The sequence below is a fragment of the Sphingopyxis granuli genome, from assembly GCF_001559015.1.
GTDB classification, from domain to species: Bacteria; Pseudomonadota; Alphaproteobacteria; order Sphingomonadales; family Sphingomonadaceae; genus Sphingopyxis; species Sphingopyxis granuli.
Genome location: NZ_CP012199.1, coordinates 3,294,674 through 3,312,336 on the forward strand (window position 1 = coordinate 3,294,674; position 17,663 = coordinate 3,312,336).

Genomic DNA, 17,663 nt, shown 5'->3' on the forward strand with positions numbered 1-17,663 from the left:
GCGATCAGGCTCCGGCCGCCGCGAGCTGGCGGGTGCGCGCCTCTTCCACCTCGGCCACGGTCGCCGCCGGGATGTCGAAGTCGCGCTTGTAGTTGAACGTATGGGCGATCGCACCGCCGATCAGCGCGGCGAAGCTCAGCCCCACAAGCCACCAGATGTGCCAGACGAGCGCGAAGCCCATCACCAGGCTGATCCCCGCCAGGATGATCCCGGCGCCGGTGTTGCCCGGCATGTGGATCGCCCGGAAGCCCGCGACCGGCCGCTGGTGTCCGCGCCGCTTCATGTCGTGCCACGCATCGAGGTCGTGGATCAGCGGCGTGAAGGCGAAATTATAGTCGGGCGGCGGCGAGCTCGTCGCCCATTCGAGGGTGCGGCCGTCCCATGGGTCGCCGCTTTCGTCGCGTAGATCGTGGCGCCGCCAGATGCTGACCCCGAACTGGATCAGCATCGCGACGATCCCCATCGCGATCAGCGCGGCGCCCACCCCGGCGACGACGAACCAGATCTGCAGGCTCGGGTCGTCGAACACGCGCATCCGCCGCGTCACCCCCATCAGGCCGAGGATATAGAGCGGCATGAAGGCGACCCAGAAACCGACGACCCAGCACCAGAAGCTGACCTTGCCCCAGAACACGTCGAGCTTGAAGCCGAGCGCCTTGGGCCACCAGTAGTTGATCGCCGCGAACACGCCGAACACGACGCCGCCGATGATGACGTTATGGAAATGCGCGATCAGGAACAGCGAGTTGTGCAGCACGAAGTCGGCGGGCGGCACCGCGAGCAGCACCCCGGTCATGCCGCCGATCACGAAGGTCAGCATGAAGGCGACCGTCCACATCATCGGCAGTTCGAAGCGGATGCGGCCGCGATACATGGTGAACAGCCAGTTGAACAGCTTCGCCCCCGTCGGGATCGAGATCACCATCGTCGTGATGCCGAAGAAGCTGTTGACGCTGGCGCCCGATCCCATGGTGAAGAAATGGTGCAGCCAGACGAGATACGACAGGATGGTGATGCACACCGTCGCATAGACCATCGAGGTATAGCCGAAGAGCTTCTTGCCGGAGAAGGTCGCGGTGACTTCGGAATAGACGCCGAACAGCGGCAGGATCAGGATATAGACCTCCGGGTGGCCCCATATCCAGATCAGGTTCACGTACATCATCGGCGAGCCGCCGAAATCGTTGGTGAAGAAATTGGTGCCGACGTAGCGGTCGAGGCTGAGCAGCGCGAGCGTCGCGGTCAGCACCGGGAAGGTCGCGACGATCAGGATGTTCGCGCACAGGCTGGTCCAGGTGAAGACGGGCATCTTCATCATCCGCATCCCCGGCGCGCGCAGCTTCAGGATGGTGACGATCAGGTTGATCCCCGACAGGGTCGTCCCGACCCCGGCGATCTGGAGCGACCAGATATAGTAATCGACCCCGACGTTGGGACTGTAGGCCAGCCCCGATAGCGGCGGATAGGCGAGCCAGCCGGTCTGCGCGAACTCGCCGATGAACAGCGAGACCATGCACAATACCGCGCCCGCGGTCGTCATCCAGAAGCTGAAATTGTTGAGGAAGGGAAAGGAGACGTCGCGCGCGCCGATCTGGAGCGGGACGATGTAGTTCATCAGCCCGGTGATGAAGGGCATCGCCACGAAGAAGATCATGATCACGCCGTGCGCGGTGAAGATCTGGTCGTAATGGTGCGCGGGCAGATAGCCCTCCGACCCGCCGAAGGCCATTGCCTGCTGAAGCCGCATCATCACCGCGTCGGCGAAGCCGCGCAGGAACATGATCAGGCCCAGGATCATGTACATGATCCCGATCCGCTTGTGATCGACGGTCGTGAACCACTCGGTCCACAGATAGCCCCAGAGGCGATAGCGGGTGATCAGCCCGAGCAGCACGAGGCCGCCGACGGCGACGCCGAGGAAGGTGAAGATCAGGATCGGTTCGTGCAGCGGAATCGCGTCGAGCGACAGGCGGCCGAAGATCGGATCGGTGGCGGGAGGGGAAGAGGGGGTCATGGCGATCTCGGTCAGGACATCGGGCGGGTGGCGGGAGCATTGAGCGCGGTGCGCCCCGGACCGGCGCCGGGAACGGGCAGCCCCTCGCCCTTCAGCCGTTCGGGATTCACCGGCGTGGCATCGGGCCGCTCGCCGCGCATCAGCGGCGAACTGCACAGCGCCGCGACATAGCGCAGGCTCCAGCGCGCGATGTCGGTGCTGCCGCGCGCGGCGAACTTGTCATAGGCGATGTCGCGGACGTTGTGGATGCCCGCGATCCCCGCCCCGCCCTTCGCGTCGATCGACATCATGTCGTGCATGCACATCTTGCCGGGTTCGACGCACATGTTGACCACCGCGTCGAAAAGCTGCGGCTCGACAGCGGCGAACCGGCGAACCGGCTCCTTCTCGCTCGGCCGTTCGAGCCGCAGATAGGTCAGCCGGTCGAGCGTCCCGCCCTCCGAAGCCTTGGCCTGCGCCACCCACCGGTCGAAGGCCGCGGGCGGCAGGCTCTTCACCGCGAAGCGCATGTTGGAAAATCCGGCGCCTGAATAATTGGCCGAAAAACCCGTGAAATTGCCGGTTTCGTTGAAGACGCCGTGCAGCCTGGTCTCCATTCCCGGCATCGCATAGATCTGCCCCGCGAGCGCCGGGACATAGAAGCTGTTCATCACCGAAGAAGCCGAGATGCGGAAACGCAGCGGGCGATGCGCGGGCACCGCGAGTTCGTTGACCGTCGCGACGCCCTGTTCGGGATAGATGAACAGCCATTTCCAGTCGAGCGCGACGACCTCCACGTCGAGCGGCTGCACCTCTGCCGCGACCGCCTGTCCCGGCCCGGTGCGCGCGAGCGGGCGATAGGGATCGAGCAGGTGCGTCGCGACCCAGGTGATCGCGCCGAGGCAGATGATGATCAGCAGCGGCGCCGACCAGATCACCAGTTCGAGCTGGGTCGAATGGTCCCAGTCGGGCTTGTAGGTCGCGTCCTTGTTGCCCGCGCGATAGCGCCACGCGAAGAAGATGGTCAGCAGCATCACCGGAACGATGATCAGCAGCATTAGCCCGGTCGAGATCAGGATCAGGTCGCCCTGCTGTTTCGCGACGTCGCCGGCCGGATCGAGCACGACCAGGCCGCATCCGGCGAGCAGGGGCAGCGCGGCGAGCGGCAGCAACCGCTTCCACGCGGCCGAACGGGGGAGATGACTGGGCATGACGCGCGCCTAGGCCTCCTTTGTTGCACAGCCCATAGGACATTTTGTCCAATCCCGCGAGCGGCGACGATCGCGCAGGGGCGATTTCATAACGGGCGCTTTTGCCCTATGATCGACTCGCGCCGCGCCAGCGACGCCCAGAAGCAGGACGTCTGCCATGTCTGCCGAAAACGCGCCTTCCACCACCCAGGCCGAACGCGATGCGCGCGCGCTCTACGATGTTGGCCATCGCATCTCTCCCGGCGAAATAGCCATCGGAGTCATCATAGGCCGGACGTCGGAGTTTTTCGACTTTTTCGTCTATGCGATCGCGTCGGTGCTGGTGTTCCCGAAGCTGGTCTTTCCGCATCTCGACCCGGTCGACGGCACGCTGTGGTCGTTCGCGATCTTCTCGCTCGCCTTTTTCGCGCGGCCGGTCGGGACCGTCCTCTTCACCTGGATCGACCGCACCTATGGCCGCGGCGCCAAGCTGACCAACGCGCTGTTCCTGCTCGGCGGATCGACCGCGGCAATCGCCTTCCTGCCCGGCCATGCGACGATCGGCATCGGGTCGGCGCTGCTGCTCGCGCTGTTTCGCATGGGTCAGGGCGTCGCGCTGGGCGGGTCGTGGGACGGGCTCGCCTCGCTGCTCGCGATCAACGCGCCGGAGGGCAAGCGCGGCTGGTACGCGATGATCCCGCAACTCGGCGCGCCGCTCGGCCTGATCGTCGCCAGCCTGCTGTTCATGTTCCTGATCGCGGCGCTGCCCGCGCAGGATTTCCTCGACTGGGGCTGGCGCTACCCCTTCTTCGTCGCCTTCGCGATCAACGTCGTGGCGCTGTTCGCGCGGCTGCGCATCGTCGTCACCCCCGAATATGCCGCGCTGTTCGAGGACAAGGAACTCGAACCCGCGCCGCTGACCGAGACGCTGCGGTCCGAATGGAGGGTGATCGCGGTGGGCGCTTTCGCGCCGCTGTGCAGCTTTGCGCTCTTTCACATGGTGACGGTGTTTCCGCTGTCGTGGGTGTTCCTGTTCACCGAGGAAACGCCCGCGCGCTTCCTGGCGATCGAGGCGATCGCGGCGGTGGTCGGCGTGTTCGCGATCATCGCCTCGGGCTATCTCGCCGACCGGGTCGGGCGGCGCACCGTGCTGGGCGTCACCGCCGCCGCGATCGCGGCGTTCAGTGGCTTCGCGCCGCAACTGCTCGGCGCCGGCGAGATGGGCGAGGCGGTGTTCATGATCCTCGGCTTCCTGCTCCTCGGGCTGGCTTTCGGCCAGTCGTCGGGGGCGCTGTCGTCGAACTTCGACCAGCGCCACCGCTATACCGGATCGGCTTTCACCTCCGACCTCGCCTGGCTGTTCGGCGCCGGCTTCGCGCCGCTGGTCGCGCTGTGGCTGTCGAGCGCATTCGGCCTGATCGCGGCGGGCGCCTACCTGCTGTCGGGCGCGATCGGCACGCTCGTCGCGCTGTGGCTGAACCGCGAACTGGCGCAGACCATCGGCTGAATCGCGGCCGGGTCAGCCGAGCGGCAATTCGGTCGTCGACTTGATTTCCGATAGCGCGACGGTCGAGTTGATTTCCTGCACCCCCGGCAGCTTGCTGAGCTGGTCGAAGAAGAAGCGCTCATAGGCGTCGATGTCCTTTGCCACGACGCGCAGCATGAAATCCATCGACCCCATCAGCACATAGGCGTCGAGCACTTCCGGAAAGGACCGGATCGCCGCGCTGAATTCGTCGAGGTTGGCGCGGCCGTGCGCGTTGAGCTTCACCTGCGCGAAGACATGTGCGTTGAGCCCGACCCGGCGCCGGTCGACGATCGCAACGCGCTTGCGGATGAAGCCGTCGCGTTCGAGCCGGTCGATGCGGCGCCAGCAGGGCGACACCGACAGCCCGACGCGCTCGGCGATCTCAGCCGTCGTCTGGTTGGCATCGCGCTGCAATTCGCGGAGGATTTTTATCTCGAACGGGTCAAGGTCGGTCATTTATTCCTTATATACCGATTTATCCGGCAATAATATCCTATAATCGTGCCCGCACCCTTGAAAAGCGAGCAAGATTGTTCGCCTCGCGGATGCGATGATCGGGCATCATTTCGAGGAGCAAGATGATGGTTGCCCGCCCTGCCCGCCTGACGCCCCCGGTCGAATGCGTTCGCCTGTACGATGCCGAAGCGCAACTCGACGGCGTGATCGCCATCCATTCGACCGCGCTCGGGCCGGGTGCCGGGGGCTGCCGCTTCTGGAGCTATCCCGACGCCGACAGCGCGCTCGCCGACGCGCTGCGCCTCGCCGAGGGGATGAGCTACAAGAATGCGCTCGCCGACCTGCCCTTCGGCGGCGCCAAGGCAGTGCTGCGGAAACCCGCGGGCGATTACGACCGCGCGGCGCTGTTCCGCGCCTTCGGCCGCGTGGTCGAGGGACTGGGCGGGCTCTATGTCACCGCCGAGGATGTCGGGACCACGGTCGCCGACATGCAGGAGATCGCGGGCGTGACGCACCATGTCGCGGGGCTGCCGCCCGCGAAGGGACGCGCCGGTGGCGATCCGTCGCCATGGACCGCGCGCGGCGTGTTCGAATCGATGCAGGCGGCGGCGGGCTTCGCGCTGGGCCGCGACGTGGCCGGGCTGACCGTCGCGGTGCAGGGCACCGGCCATGTCGGCGCCGAACTCTGCCGCCACCTGGCCGATGCGGGCGCGAAGCTGGTCATCGCCGATCCCGACCCGGTGCGGCGCGACCGGCTGCGCGCGATCCTCGATGCGCGGGTGGTCGGGGTCGACGAGATCGCGACGGTCGAGGCCGACATCTTCGCGCCCTGCGCGCTCGGCGGCGCGCTGACCCGCGACACGGTCGCGGCGCTCAAGGCGCGGCTGGTGTGCGGTGCCGCGAACAATCAGCTGGCGACGCCCGATGTCGCGGACCTGCTGCACGAACGCGGCGTCGCCTATGTTCCCGACTATGTCGCCAATGCGGGCGGGATCATCAGCGTGTCGGCCGAATATCTGGGCGAAGGCCCTACCGAGGTCGCCGAACGCGTCGCCGCCATCGCCCCGCGGGTCGCGGCGCTGCTCGAACGCGCGGCGCGCGAGGCGCGTTCGCCCGCGCTCGTCGCCGACGAAATGGCCGAAGAGGCGATCGCCGACGCGCAGCGCCGGGCGGCGGCCTGAATGCACCGCTTTCGGATCGAGGCGCTCGCCGACCCGCAGTCGCTGCCGCGCGTCGCCGGTTTCTTCGCGCAGCGCGCGATCGTGCCGACCAGCCTGTCGGCCTCGCTCGATCGCGGCTGGATGCGGATCGAGGTCGCGGTGGCGAACCTTGCCGCGCAGCAGGCGGCGATCCTCGCCGCCAAGCTGGGCGAGACGGTGGCCATCGCGGCGGTGGAACTGGAGGATTCGGGCGGCGCGATGCCGGCGATTCCGGTCGGTGCGCCGGCGTCGGCCCGCTCCCCGGCCCCCGTTTCGCCCTGACGGCCGGGCGCGTCAGGCCGGACGCACGGCCTTGCCCTCCCGGCCCAGCTGGCGCCAGCTTATCGCCAGCAGCACGAGCGCGGCGACCGCATAGCGGGCGTAGAAGAGCTGCGCCGCCCAGCCGGGCAGCATCTCCGCGATCGCCAGCCGGTGATAGCCCGGCGGGAGCAGCGCCAGATAGCAGAGCCCGATGGCGACGGCTTCGCCCCAGCCCTCGCCCGTCTCGATGCGCGCGAGCGACACGCGGCAGAGCTGGACGAACAGCGGAAACAGCAGGACATAGGTGTGCCCCCACCCCAGCGGAGCGACAAGGCAGGCGATAGCGGTCGCCCAGCTCGCGACGGTCAGGGCCGGCGCGCCGGTCCTCCGCACCCGCAGCACGATCGCCGCCATCGCCCCCAGCATCGCCAGGACGACACCGCCGCGCAGCCAGCCCGGCAGCGGCGCGGTCTGGTAGGACAGGGAATAAACCTCGAGCGGAAGATCGAGCCGTTTGACGATGGCGGCGACCGACTGGTTGTCGATATGGACGATCGCGCGGCCCGACATGGCGGGAAGCTGGGTCTGGAAATAGTCCAGATAGAGGGCGGGCGGCACCTTGACGAGCGCCACGAGCGGAATGCCGACGGCAGCGATGACGAACCCGGTCAGCATCGGGCGCCACTGCGGCCGGCAGAAAAGCCAGAACAGCATCAGCACCGGATAGATCTTGATCCAGCAGCCGGCGGCGATCAGCGCGCCGGCCAGCTTCGGCCAGCCGCGGCTGTCGAGCCAGACCGCCGCGACGCACAGGAACAGGATGATCGTGCCGACCTGTCCCTGCCGGACGGCGAGCATCGCGCCGGTCGAGGTGGCCAGCGCCACGATCACAAGCGCCGCGAGCCAATCGCGCCGCAGGCCCAGCGCCTCGCGCGTCAGGCTCAGCCACATCAGGCAGGACAGCACGCCGCATCCGACGATCACGGCGCTGGCAATCGCAAAACCCTGTTCGACCGACCCGAGGAGCAGCGGCAGGAACAGCAGGGCGGCGGGCGGCGGGTACAGATAGCCCTGCAGGCTCTCCCGCGCGTCGGGCGCATACAGGGTCGCGGGATCGGCGAGCAGCCGCCGCACGCTGTCGTAGAAAATCCGGTAATCGCTGCCGACATGCCCGTGCAGGCTCATGGCTTCGACGCCGTGAAGCAGTAGCAGAAGCGGCAGAAGCGCGGCGAGCGCCCATCGCATCCGAAGCGAAGAACGGGAATCGCTGGAAACCATGGTCCTGACGCTCCTGGGCTGCATTCCCGTAACCGATTGGCGCCAGTCCCTAGGCGACAAGTCTTGCGATATCCTTGATCGCCCTTCGCGCGCGGCGCGATCACGCGCTCTGGCCCCGGCGCCGAAAATCGCTATCAAGCGGCGCAACGCGGATTCACGGGGAGAGACGAAGTGAGCGGATGCCTCGAAGGGAAAGTCGTCGCGATCACCGGCGCGGGGCGCGGGATTGGCCATGAGCTGGCGCTGCACTGCGCGGCGCAGGGCGCGGCCGTCGTCGTCAACGACCCCGGCGTCGCGCAGGCGGGCGATGGCGGCGACACCGCTCCCGCCGAAGCCACCGCCAACGCCATCATCGCCGCGGGCGGCAAGGCGGTCGCCAATTTCGGCAACGTCGCCGATCCGAAGGAGGCCGCGGGCATCGTCGAGGATGCCGTCGCGCGCTTCGGCCGCATCGACGCGGTCGTGAACAATGCCGGCATCCTGCGCGACACCATCTGGCACAAGATGAGCTATGAGGACTGGAAAAGCGTCATCGACGTCAACCTGACCGGCGTCTTCAACGTCTCGAAGGCCGCGACGCCCCATTTTCGCGAGCAGCAGTCGGGCAGCTTCATCCATTTCACCTCGACCAGCGGCCTGATCGGCAACATCGGCCAGGCCAATTATTCGGCGGCGAAGCTGGGCGTCGTGGCGCTGTCGCAGTCGATCGCGCTCGACATGGCGCGCGTCGGGGTGCGGTCGAACTGCATCGCGCCCTTCGCGTGGAGCCGCATGACCTCGTCGATCCCTGCCGAAACCCCCGAGCAGCAGGAGCGCGTCCGGCGGATGCAGGAAATGTCGGCGGACAAGATCGCCCCGCTCGTCGCCTACCTCGCCTCCGACCTGTCGCGCGATGTCACCAACCAGATCTTCAGCGTGCGCAAGAACGAGATCCTCCTGTTCTCGAAGCCGCGCCCGGTGCGATCGATGGTGAGGCTCGATGGCTGGACGGCGGAAACGATCGCCGACGAACTGATCCCCGCCTTTCGTCCCGCCTTCGCGCGCGCCGACGAGGTGTCGGCGCATGTCTTTCCCTATGACCCCGTCTGACGGAGGCGCCGCATGAGCGAATGGCAGGGCTGGATCGGGCGCGAGGAGGAACGGCGCGACCGGGTCGACGCGTCGGCGCTGGCGCGGTGGCTCGCGACACTCGACCGCGGGCCGACGTCCGACGGCGCGGTGCCGCAGGGGTTCCACTGGTGCCTCGGCCTGCCCGATGCGCCGACCGCGCAGCTCGGCAATGACGGCCATCCGCGACGCGACGAGAGCGAAGACAGCTTCATGCCGCCCGCGCCGCTGCCGCGCCGCATGTGGGCGTCGAGCGAGGTCGAATTCCTGCGCCCGCTGCGCGTCGGAGAGACGATTGCGCGCCGCTCGCGCATCGCCGCGATCGCCGAAAAGCAGGGCGGATCGGGCAAGCTGCTGTTCGTCACGATCGAACATCGGACGCACGCCGACGATGCGCTCGCGCTGCGCGAGACGCAATCGATCGTGTTTCGCGAAGCGGCGCCCCCCGATGCGCCGCTCTCCCCGCCCGCGCCCGGCGCAGCAGGCTTCGACGCGGCGGCATGGGACGCCCATCGCCCGATGACCCCGAACGAGCCGCTGCTTTTCCGCTATTCTGCGCTGACCTTCAACAGCCACCGCATCCATTACGATCTGCCCTATGCGCGCGATGCGGAGCGTTATCGCGGGCTGGTCGTCCACGGCCCGCTCACCGCGACTTTGCTCCTCGACCTCGCGCAGCGCCAGTTCGGCGACAATGCCCTGACCCGCTTCGCCTTTCGCGGCCTGTCGCCGGCGATCTGCGGCGAGCCGCTGCACCTCGTGCTGCGTGGCGGCGGCGACGCGATCGAACTGGCCGCCTTTGCCGGCGACGGGCGACAGATCATGAGCGGCACCGCCGCGACCTGACCCAGCGATAGGACCGACCATGCACCTCAGCCCCTATGATGCCGAGCATTTTCCCGAAATCCGCGAGGGCGTGCGCCGCCTGTGCGCCGAGTTTCCGGGCGAATATTGGCGCGAACTCGATGCGAAGCGCGAATATCCGACGGCGTTCGTCAAGGCGCTGACCGAAGCGGGATACCTGTCGGTGCTGATCCCGGAGGAATATGGCGGATCGGGGCTGGGCCTGTCGGCGGCGGTCGCGATCCTCGAGACGATTCAGGCCGAAGGCTGCAACGGCGGCGCCTGCCACGCGCAGATGTATACGATGGGGACGATCCTGCGCCACGGCTCCGAAGAGCAGAAGCGCGCCTATCTGCCGAAGATCGCGACCGGCGAACTGCGCCTGCAGGCCTTCGGCGTCACCGAGCCGACGAGCGGCACCGACACCACCGCCCTGCGCACCGTGGCGGTCCGTGAGCCTGCCCTGTCGAAGGATGGGGGCGACGATTATGTCGTCAACGGCCAGAAGATCTGGACCAGCCGCGCCGAGCACAGCGACCTGATGCTGCTGCTCGCGCGCACCACGCCCCGCGACCGGGCCGCGAAGAAAACCGACGGCCTTTCGACCTTCATCGTCGACATGAAGGCGGCGCTCGCCGACGGTTCGCTGACGATCCGGCCGATCCGCACGATGATGAACCATGCGACGACCGAGATTTTCTTCGACAACATGCGCATCCCGGCGGCCAACCTGCTGGGAGAAGAAGGGAAAGGCTTTCGCTACATCCTGTCGGGCATGAATGCCGAACGCGTGCTGATCGCCGCCGAATGCGTCGGCGACGCCAAATGGTTCACGAAGAAATCGGCCGATTATGCGAACGAACGCCACGTCTTCGGCCGCGCCATCGGCCAGAATCAGGGCATCGCCTTCCCGATCGCGCGTGCCTATGCCAACATGCGCGCGGCCGAACTGATGGTGCACGAAGCGGCCCGGCTCTACGAAGCCGGGCAGCCGAACGGCGCCGAGGCGAACATGGCGAAGATGCTCGCCGCCGATGCGTCGAGCGAGGCGGGCAATGTCTGCATCCAGACGCACGGCGGCTTCGGTTTCGCCGAGGAATATGACGTCGAGCGCAAGTTCCGCGAGACGCGCCTCTATCAGGTCGCGCCGATCTCGACCAACCTGATCCTCTCCTTCCTCGCCGAGCATGTTCTCGGCCTGCCGCGGAGCTATTGATCGGCGACGAGCCGCGCGCGAAGCTGCCCAAGCGCGGCGGCGAGCTGCGCGACCTCCGCCTCCCCCCGCGACCCCGCGACGATCGAGGCCGACAGGCAGAAGCCGGGCGCCACGTCGGCGATGCCGACCGCGACCGTCCATATCCCGCGATGCGCGAAACCGCGGTCGATCGCATAGCCCCGCGCCGCCGCCTCGCGCACCTGCGCGGCATAGACGTCGAACGGCAGATCGGCCTGCCAGCGCACGGGCGCATAGCGGCGCGCCAGTTCGGCATCGTCGACGCGCTGCGCGGCCGCCAGCGCCCGGCCCGCCGCGCCGCCGCCGAGCGGCTGGCGCTGCGCATCGGCGAACCGCAGCCGCATGACGGCGTCGCTTTCGGCGTGCGCGACGAGTTGCAGCCGATCGCGCGACGCCATTTTCCATAGGCCCACCGCGGCGTCGCCCTGCTGCGCCAATCTTGCCATCAACGGCCGCGCGCGATCGATCAACGAGCGCCCCGCCCGGTCGCGCAATCCCTCGAAACCGTCCCATGGCCCCGCCAGCCGATAGCGCTTGCCACCGGCGCCGCGCACGATGGCCCCTTCGGCCACCAGCGTGTTCAGCAGGTTGAAACAGCTCGACGGGCTGAGGTCGAGCGCGCGCCCGATCTCCGACAGCGTCAGGCCATCGCCATCGGCGAGCAGCCGCAGGATGGCAAAAGCTTGCGCGACGGACCGGACCGGCTGGCTCATCCATCCTTCATATTTTTCCTGATGATGAAAATCAAATTCCATTTATTGAAAAATGCCGAGGAACATCCTAGCCCACGCCCGAAGCGATTCGGCCGGCAGCGCGCGGCGCCGAGGCGCGAAAATCATTGCCATCGCGCGGTGGGCGGACAAGGATCGAAACAGCGATCAGGCCTTTTCCGCAAACGCGGGCGACAAGAAGGGACCGAAGGGATGCAGAACCCCGGAATGGACGCCGACGTCTTCGAACAGTTCATCGAACAGCTCGACCGCTACGTCCGCGAGCGCCTTCTCCCCGCCGAGAGGGAGATCATCGAGACCGACCGCATCCCCGACGACATCCTGTCCGAAATGCGCGACATGGGGTTGTTCGGCCTGACCATCCCCGAGGAGTTCGGCGGCGCGGGAATGAACGTCAGCCAGTATATCCGCACCATCCACACGCTGTCCTATGCGATGCCGGCGTTCCGGTCGATCATCTCGATCAACATCGGCATGTTCACCTCGGCGCTCAAGAATGGCGGGACCGACGCGCAGAAGGCCGAATGGCTGCCGCGCGTCGCATCGGGCGAGATCGCCTGCTTCGGCCTGACCGAGCCGGGATCGGGATCGGACTCGGCGGGGCTCCAGACCAGCGCGGCGCAGACCGACAACGGCTGGGTGCTGAACGGCACCAAGCGGTACATCACCAATTCGCCCTTTGCGAAGGTCGGGCTGATCATGGCGCGGACGAGCAAGGAGAATCTGCCCAAGAACGCTCATGTCTCCGCCTTCATCGTGCCGATGGACGCGCCGGGCGTATCGATCGGCAAGTCGGACAAGAAGATGGGCCAGGCGGGCAGCCATATCGCCGACATCGTGATGGACGACGTTCGTGTCGGCGGCGAGGCACTGCTCGGCGGCGAACTCGGCAAGGGCTTCGCCTATGCGATGATGAGCCTCGACAACGGCCGCATGTCGGTCGGCGCCGCCGCCACCGCCTATGCCCGCCGCGCGCTCGACAGCGCGGTGCGCTATGCGACCGAGCGCAAGGCGTTCGGCGAGCCGATCGCGAACTTCCAGCTCATCCAGCAGATGCTCGCGCAGAGCGAAATCGACATCTATGCCGCCGAATGCATGATGGAGGATGTCACCCGCCGCGCCGACGCGGGCGAGAATGTCCTGCGCAAGGCCGCGGCGTTCAAGGTCTTCGCCAGCGAGATGTGCGGCCGTGTCGTCGATGCCTGCGTGCAGGTCTATGGCGGGGCGGGCTATCTGGCCGAATATGACGCCGAGCGCTTCTTCCGCGACGCGCGCATCTATCGCATCTACGAAGGAACGACGCAGATCCTTCAGCTTCAGATCGCCAAGCATATGCTGCGCGAGTTCCATGCGAATGGATAAGGCCGCCACGATCGAGGCCCCAGAGGGAGCGGCTCATGTATAACCTCCTGCCCGGCCTGTCCGTCATCGAGGCGTCATCCTTCGTCGCCTCGCCCACCGCAGGCCTGTATCTCGCCCAGTTCGGGGCCGAGGTGATCCGCGTCGACCAGATCGGCGGCGGTCCCGATTTCCGGCGCTGGCCGGTCACGGAAAACAATGATTCGCTCTATTGGGAAAATCTCAATCGCGCGAAGAAGTCGGTCGCGCTCGACCTCGGCCGGCCCGAGGGGCGCGAACTGCTGCAGGCGCTGGTGCGCGCGACGGGGCAGTTCGTCACCAATTTCCCGGTCAAGGGCTTCCTGTCGCACGACCTGCTGGCCGAAGGGCGTCCCGACCTCATCACCATCCGCGTGATGGGCTGGGCCGACGGATCGCCCGCGCTCGATTATACGGTGAACAACAGCGTCGGCTACCCGATGCTCACCGGTGCGGGGCCGGAGCCGGTCAACCATGTCCTGCCCGCGTGGGACCTGCTCACCGGCGCCTATGCCGCCTTCGCGCTGCTCGCCGCGGTCCAGCGGCGCGCCGCGACCGGCGACGGCGGCGAGGTGCGCCTGCCGCTGTCCGACGTCGCGATCGGCACCGTCGCCAACATGGGCGGCATCGCCGAGGTGCTCTATAGCGGCGCGAACCGGCCGCGGCTGGGCAACGCCGTCTATGGCCTGTTCGGCCGCGATTTCACGACGCGCGACGGGCAGCGGACGATGATCGTCGTCGTCACGCCGCGCCAATGGGCGAATCTGATCGCGGCGCTCGACCTCGGCGACGCCGTCGCGACGGTCGAGGCGGAACGCGGCGTGTCCTTCGCGAAGGACGACGGGCTGCGCTTCACGCACCGCGACGCGCTCTATCCGCTGTTCGAGCGGGCGATCGCGCGCCGCGACCACGCCGACCTCGCCGCCGCCTTCGACGCGGGCGGGATCGTCCATTCGCCCTATCGCACGATGCTCGACGCCGCGAACGACCCGGCGCTGGTGGCGGACAATCCGATCTTCGGGGAGGCGACCAATCCGAGCGGCTTCGCCTATCCCGCCGCGGGCGCCTTCGCGACGATCCCGCAGGCCGACCGCCAGCCGCCCCGCCCCGCCCCGCGCAACGGCGAGCATTCGGAAGAGGTGCTGGCCGACCGCCTGTCGCTGTCGTCGGGCGAGATCGCCCGGCTGATCGACGCCGGAATCGTCGGTGTCGGTTGAGATCGCTCTCCCCTTTTTCGTCACCCCGGACTTGATCCGGGGTTCCGCTCAGCAACGTCGACAAGCGGGACCCCGGATCAAGTCCGGGGCGACGAAGCAGTTAAATGACCCTGTCCAGAACGGAGACCCGAAATGACCCTGCGCCGCGCCGCCATCGTCGCCCCGATCCGCACCGCCGTCGGCAAGTTCGGCGGCAGCCTGTCGTCGATGGGCGCCGGCGAACTCGGCGCCGTCATCCTGAAGGCGCTGATCGACCGCACGAAGATCGACCCCGCGCGCGTCGATGACGTCGTCTTTTCGCAGGGCTATGGCAATGGCGAGGCGCCGAGCATCGGGCATTGGTCGTGGCTTGCCGCGGGCCTGCCGCTCGAGGTGCCGGGCTATCAGCTCGACCGCCGCTGCGGCTCGGGCCTGCAGGCGGTCGTCAATGCCGCGATGATGGTGCAGACGGGCATGTCCGATATCGTCGTCGCGGGCGGCGTCGAATCGATGTCGAACGTCGAACATTACACGACCGACATTCGCAAGGGCGTGCGCGCGGGCAATCTGACGCTGCACGACCGGCTGACGCGCGGCCGCGTGATGTCGCAGCCGGTCGAGCGCTTCGGCGTCATCACCGGGATGATCGAGACCGCCGAGAATCTGGCGAAGGATTACAACATCACCCGCGAGCAGGCCGACGCCTACGCCGTGCGCAGCCACCAGCGCGCCGCGGCGGCGTGGGACAAGGGGCTGTTCGACGACGAACTCGTCCCGGTCAGCGTGCCGCAGAAGAAGGGCGACCCGGTCGTCTTCGCGCACGACGAAGGCTATCGCGCCGACGCGAGCATGGAGACGCTGGGCAAGCTGCGCGCGCTGGAAGGCGGCGTCGTCACCGCGGGCAACGCCAGCCAGCAGAATGATGCCGCCGCCGCATGCCTCGTCGTCGCCGAGGACAAGCTGGACGAACTCGGCCTCGAACCCATCGCCTGGTTCCATAGCTGGGCAGCCGCCGGATGCGACCCGAGCCGCATGGGCATCGGGCCGGTGCCCGCGGTCGAGCGGCTGTTCACGCGCAATGGGCTCGGCTGGGACGACATCGACCTCGTCGAACTCAACGAAGCCTTCGCGCCGCAGGTGCTCGCGGTGCTCAAGGGCTGGGGCTGGTCCGACGACGACAGCCGCAACGAGATACTCAACGTCAACGGATCGGGCATCTCGCTCGGCCACCCGATCGGCGCGACCGGCGGGCGTATCCTCGCCAATCTGACGCGCGAACTGGTGCGCCGCGACGGCCGTTACGGGCTGGAGACGATGTGCATCGGCGGCGGCCAGGGCATCGCCGCGATCTTCAAGCGCGCGGTTTGAGAGAGGCAGTCACCGATGAGCATCGGGCGGTCAGGTTGAAACAAGCCCCTCCTCCCCGTCACCCCGGACTTGATCCGGGGTCCCGCTCGGCGACGGTGGCAAGCTGGACCCCGGATCAAGTCCGGGGTGACGAAGAAGGAAAAGGAACGCGCTTAAATCTCAAATGGATGAGCTCTGACGATGCGCATGGCTTTGCATAACGCTCTTACCGCCGCGCAGGTATATCGCAGCGCAGCGCAAGCCGCGCTCGCCCACCGGCTGGCTGCAAACCCGATCGACGCCGAGCAGCGCGCGGCGCACGGCTTCGCATGGGTCGCGACGACGGTCGCGGCGCTGGAAGCCGTGCTCGACTGGCTCGAGGCCGGAAGGGGCGCCAACCCGCTCGATGCGCAGGTCGCGACGCTGGCCTTCGCCGAAGGCATCGGCCAGCTCGCCGGCGGGCTGCCGATGGGGCAAAATGAAATCTTCCGCCCGGCCGACCTCGGCATCGGCGTGGCCGCCCGAACGCTCGCCGATGCCTGCGCCGATCTGCTCGACGCCGACCATGCCGCGACCCGCACCGCCGTCGCCGCGGCGCTCGCCGAGGGGCATTGGCCGAGCGAAACGCTGCACGACGCCGACCTCGACGCGATCCGCGACCAGTATCGGCGCTTTACCGAAACGGAGATCATCCCCCACGCGCATGGCTGGCACCTCGCCAACGCCCTGATCCCCGACGCCACGGTTCAGGCGATGGCAGACCTCGGCACCTTTGGCGTTTGCATAGCGGAAGAATTCGGCGGGCTCGGCCTCGGCAAGCTCGTCATGTGCATCGTCACCGAGGAGCTGTCGCGCGGCTGGATCGGCGCGGGATCGCTCGGCACGCGGTCGGAGATCGCGGGCGAACTGATCGCGATGGGCGGCACCGACGCGCAGAAGGCCGAATGGCTGCCGAAGATCGCCAGCGGCGAGATACTGCCGACGGCGGTGTTCACCGAGCCCGACACCGGCTCCGACCTCGGCTCGCTCCAGACGCGCGCGCGGCGGGTCGGCGACGGCTGGGTGATCGACGGCGCGAAAAACTGGATCACCCATGCCGCGCGCTCGGACCTGATGACGCTGCTCGCGCGCACCGTCCCCGACGCCAAAGGCTATGCGGGCCTGTCGATGCTGCTGGTCCCCAAGCCGCGCGGCACCGATGCCGACCCCTTCCCGGCCGCGGGGATGAGCGGCAGCGAGATCAAGGTGCTCGGCTATCGCGGGATGCGCGAATATGCGCTGCAGTTCGACGCGATGCAGGCCCCCGCCGACGCGCTGCTCGGCGGCGAGGAAGGGCAAGGCTTCAAGCAGCTCATGCGCACTTTCGAGGGCGCGCGCATCCAGACCGCGGCGCGCGCAGTCGGGGTGGCGCGGCGCGCGCTCGAGCTCGGGCTCGCCTATGCGCTCGCTCGCAAGCAGTTCGGCAGGGCGATCGTCCATTTCCCGCGCGTCGCCGACAAGCTGGCGATGAGTCTCGTCGATTTCGTCGCCGCGCGCGAGTTGAGCTACGCCGCCGCGCGCGCCAAGGACTCGGGCAAGCGCTGCGACATCGAGGCCGGAATGGCGAAGCTGCTCGGCGCGCGCGCCGCCTGGTCGAACGCCGACGCCGCGCTGCAGATCCACGGCGGCAACGGCTACGCGCTCGAATATGAGATCAGCCGCGTACTGTGCGACGCGCGCATCCTCAATATCTTCGAGGGTGCGGCCGAGATTCAGGCGCAGGTCATCGCGCGCGGGCTGACCGCCGGGCGGAACTAGATCGCATTCGTTTTCAGAGCATGGTGATTTTGGATAGACCCGCTTCGTCATTGCGAGCGGAGCGAAGCAATCCAGGGCGGTCTGCGTACGCTCTGGATTGCCGCGCGGCTTCGCCGCTCGCAATGA

Annotated in this window: 15 protein-coding genes; 10 read left to right on the forward strand and 5 right to left on the reverse strand. The window is 67.6% G+C overall.

What is annotated here, in order from left to right; translation table 11 throughout:
- Window positions 1-4 precede the first annotated feature (4 nt).
- Window positions 5-2,014, reverse strand: coding sequence for a cytochrome o ubiquinol oxidase subunit I (gene cyoB / locus SGRAN_RS15045; protein ID WP_067184971.1), 2,010 nt, complete (start codon window positions 2,012-2,014; stop codon window positions 5-7).
- Between the two features lie 11 nt (window positions 2,015-2,025).
- On the reverse strand, window positions 2,026-3,204 hold the full coding sequence (gene cyoA / locus SGRAN_RS15050) for a ubiquinol oxidase subunit II (protein WP_067184974.1): 1,179 nt from the start codon (window positions 3,202-3,204) through the stop codon (window positions 2,026-2,028).
- A 157-nt stretch (window positions 3,205-3,361) separates the two neighbouring features.
- On the opposite strand from cyoA, the gene SGRAN_RS15055 reads away from it, so the two are divergent.
- Window positions 3,362-4,690, forward strand: a complete 1,329-nt coding sequence (locus SGRAN_RS15055) for an MFS transporter (protein WP_067184978.1) — start codon at window positions 3,362-3,364, stop codon at window positions 4,688-4,690.
- 12 nt (window positions 4,691-4,702) lie between these two features.
- Here the strand turns inward: SGRAN_RS15055 and SGRAN_RS15060 are convergent, their stop codons facing one another.
- Window positions 4,703-5,167, reverse strand: coding sequence for an Lrp/AsnC family transcriptional regulator (locus SGRAN_RS15060; RefSeq protein ID WP_067107621.1), 465 nt, complete (start codon window positions 5,165-5,167; stop codon window positions 4,703-4,705).
- Between the two features lie 125 nt (window positions 5,168-5,292).
- Between SGRAN_RS15060 and SGRAN_RS15065 the strand changes: the two genes are divergently transcribed.
- Together SGRAN_RS15065 and SGRAN_RS15070 are read left to right on the forward strand one after the other, a co-directional pair.
- Window positions 5,293-6,348 carry a Leu/Phe/Val dehydrogenase gene (locus tag SGRAN_RS15065; protein WP_067184981.1) on the forward strand — a complete coding sequence of 352 codons (1,056 nt, stop codon included), beginning with the start codon at window positions 5,293-5,295 and terminating at the stop codon, window positions 6,346-6,348.
- The gene (locus SGRAN_RS15070) at window positions 6,349-6,648 is read left to right on the forward strand and encodes a hypothetical protein (protein ID WP_067184983.1); all 300 of its coding nucleotides are present in this window, start codon (window positions 6,349-6,351) and stop codon (window positions 6,646-6,648) included.
- A 12-nt stretch (window positions 6,649-6,660) separates the two neighbouring features.
- Here the strand turns inward: SGRAN_RS15070 and SGRAN_RS15075 are convergent, their stop codons facing one another.
- Window positions 6,661-7,812 (reverse strand): glycosyltransferase family 87 protein, encoded by a 1,152-nt coding sequence (locus tag SGRAN_RS15075; protein WP_172709661.1) that lies wholly within the window; start codon window positions 7,810-7,812, stop codon window positions 6,661-6,663.
- A gap of 264 nt (window positions 7,813-8,076) precedes the next feature.
- On the opposite strand from SGRAN_RS15075, the gene SGRAN_RS15080 reads away from it, so the two are divergent.
- The 3 genes from SGRAN_RS15080 to SGRAN_RS15090 are packed head-to-tail and all read left to right on the forward strand — an operon-like array spanning window position 8,077 to window position 11,071.
- Entirely contained in the window at window positions 8,077-8,994 is a 918-nt protein-coding gene (locus SGRAN_RS15080) for an SDR family NAD(P)-dependent oxidoreductase (protein ID WP_067184989.1), read from the forward strand.
- Between the two features lie 12 nt (window positions 8,995-9,006).
- On the forward strand, window positions 9,007-9,858 hold the full coding sequence (locus SGRAN_RS15085) for an FAS1-like dehydratase domain-containing protein (RefSeq protein ID WP_067184992.1): 852 nt from the start codon (window positions 9,007-9,009) through the stop codon (window positions 9,856-9,858).
- 19 nt (window positions 9,859-9,877) lie between these two features.
- Window positions 9,878-11,071, forward strand: coding sequence for an acyl-CoA dehydrogenase family protein (locus tag SGRAN_RS15090; RefSeq protein WP_067184996.1), 1,194 nt, complete (start codon window positions 9,878-9,880; stop codon window positions 11,069-11,071).
- Here SGRAN_RS15090 and SGRAN_RS15095 read toward each other — a convergent pair.
- Window positions 11,065-11,802 (reverse strand): helix-turn-helix domain-containing protein, encoded by a 738-nt coding sequence (locus tag SGRAN_RS15095; RefSeq protein WP_210434151.1) that lies wholly within the window; start codon window positions 11,800-11,802, stop codon window positions 11,065-11,067. The two genes, SGRAN_RS15090 and SGRAN_RS15095, sit on opposite strands and share 7 nt — an antisense overlap.
- A 210-nt stretch (window positions 11,803-12,012) precedes the next feature.
- On the opposite strand from SGRAN_RS15095, the gene SGRAN_RS15100 reads away from it, so the two are divergent.
- From SGRAN_RS15100 to SGRAN_RS15115, 4 genes are all read left to right on the forward strand, one after another.
- Complete coding sequence (locus SGRAN_RS15100) at window positions 12,013-13,182, forward strand: acyl-CoA dehydrogenase family protein (protein WP_067185001.1); 1,170 nt, start codon at window positions 12,013-12,015, stop codon at window positions 13,180-13,182.
- A 35-nt stretch (window positions 13,183-13,217) separates the two neighbouring features.
- Entirely contained in the window at window positions 13,218-14,414 is a 1,197-nt protein-coding gene (locus SGRAN_RS15105) for a CoA transferase (RefSeq protein WP_067185004.1), read from the forward strand.
- A gap of 132 nt (window positions 14,415-14,546) precedes the next feature.
- A complete protein-coding gene (locus SGRAN_RS15110) occupies window positions 14,547-15,761 on the forward strand; it encodes an acetyl-CoA C-acetyltransferase (RefSeq protein ID WP_067185007.1) in 1,215 nt (404 codons plus the stop codon).
- A gap of 180 nt (window positions 15,762-15,941) precedes the next feature.
- Complete coding sequence (locus SGRAN_RS15115) at window positions 15,942-17,537, forward strand: acyl-CoA dehydrogenase family protein (protein ID WP_067185010.1); 1,596 nt, start codon at window positions 15,942-15,944, stop codon at window positions 17,535-17,537.
- The last annotated feature ends 126 nt before the right edge of the window (window positions 17,538-17,663 follow it).

Coding starts and splice junctions, on each gene's coding strand:
- SGRAN_RS15060 (WP_067107621.1), bottom strand. CDS start 5,167: ATGACCGACCTTGACCCGTTCGAGATAAAAATCCTCCGCGAATTGCAG.
- SGRAN_RS15090 (WP_067184996.1), top strand. CDS start 9,878: ATGCACCTCAGCCCCTATGATGCCGAGCATTTTCCCGAAATCCGCGAG.
- SGRAN_RS15105 (WP_067185004.1), top strand. CDS start 13,218: ATGTATAACCTCCTGCCCGGCCTGTCCGTCATCGAGGCGTCATCCTTC.
- SGRAN_RS15070 (WP_067184983.1), top strand. CDS start 6,349: ATGCACCGCTTTCGGATCGAGGCGCTCGCCGACCCGCAGTCGCTGCCG.
- SGRAN_RS15100 (WP_067185001.1), top strand. CDS start 12,013: ATGCAGAACCCCGGAATGGACGCCGACGTCTTCGAACAGTTCATCGAA.
- SGRAN_RS15115 (WP_067185010.1), top strand. CDS start 15,942: ATGCGCATGGCTTTGCATAACGCTCTTACCGCCGCGCAGGTATATCGC.
- SGRAN_RS15065 (WP_067184981.1), top strand. CDS start 5,293: ATGGTTGCCCGCCCTGCCCGCCTGACGCCCCCGGTCGAATGCGTTCGC.
- SGRAN_RS15055 (WP_067184978.1), top strand. CDS start 3,362: ATGTCTGCCGAAAACGCGCCTTCCACCACCCAGGCCGAACGCGATGCG.
- SGRAN_RS15110 (WP_067185007.1), top strand. CDS start 14,547: ATGACCCTGCGCCGCGCCGCCATCGTCGCCCCGATCCGCACCGCCGTC.
- SGRAN_RS15085 (WP_067184992.1), top strand. CDS start 9,007: ATGAGCGAATGGCAGGGCTGGATCGGGCGCGAGGAGGAACGGCGCGAC.
- cyoA (WP_067184974.1), bottom strand. CDS start 3,204: ATGCCCAGTCATCTCCCCCGTTCGGCCGCGTGGAAGCGGTTGCTGCCG.
- cyoB (WP_067184971.1), bottom strand. CDS start 2,014: ATGACCCCCTCTTCCCCTCCCGCCACCGATCCGATCTTCGGCCGCCTG.
- SGRAN_RS15075 (WP_172709661.1), bottom strand. CDS start 7,812: ATGAGCCTGCACGGGCATGTCGGCAGCGATTACCGGATTTTCTACGAC.
- SGRAN_RS15095 (WP_210434151.1), bottom strand. CDS start 11,802: ATGAGCCAGCCGGTCCGGTCCGTCGCGCAAGCTTTTGCCATCCTGCGG.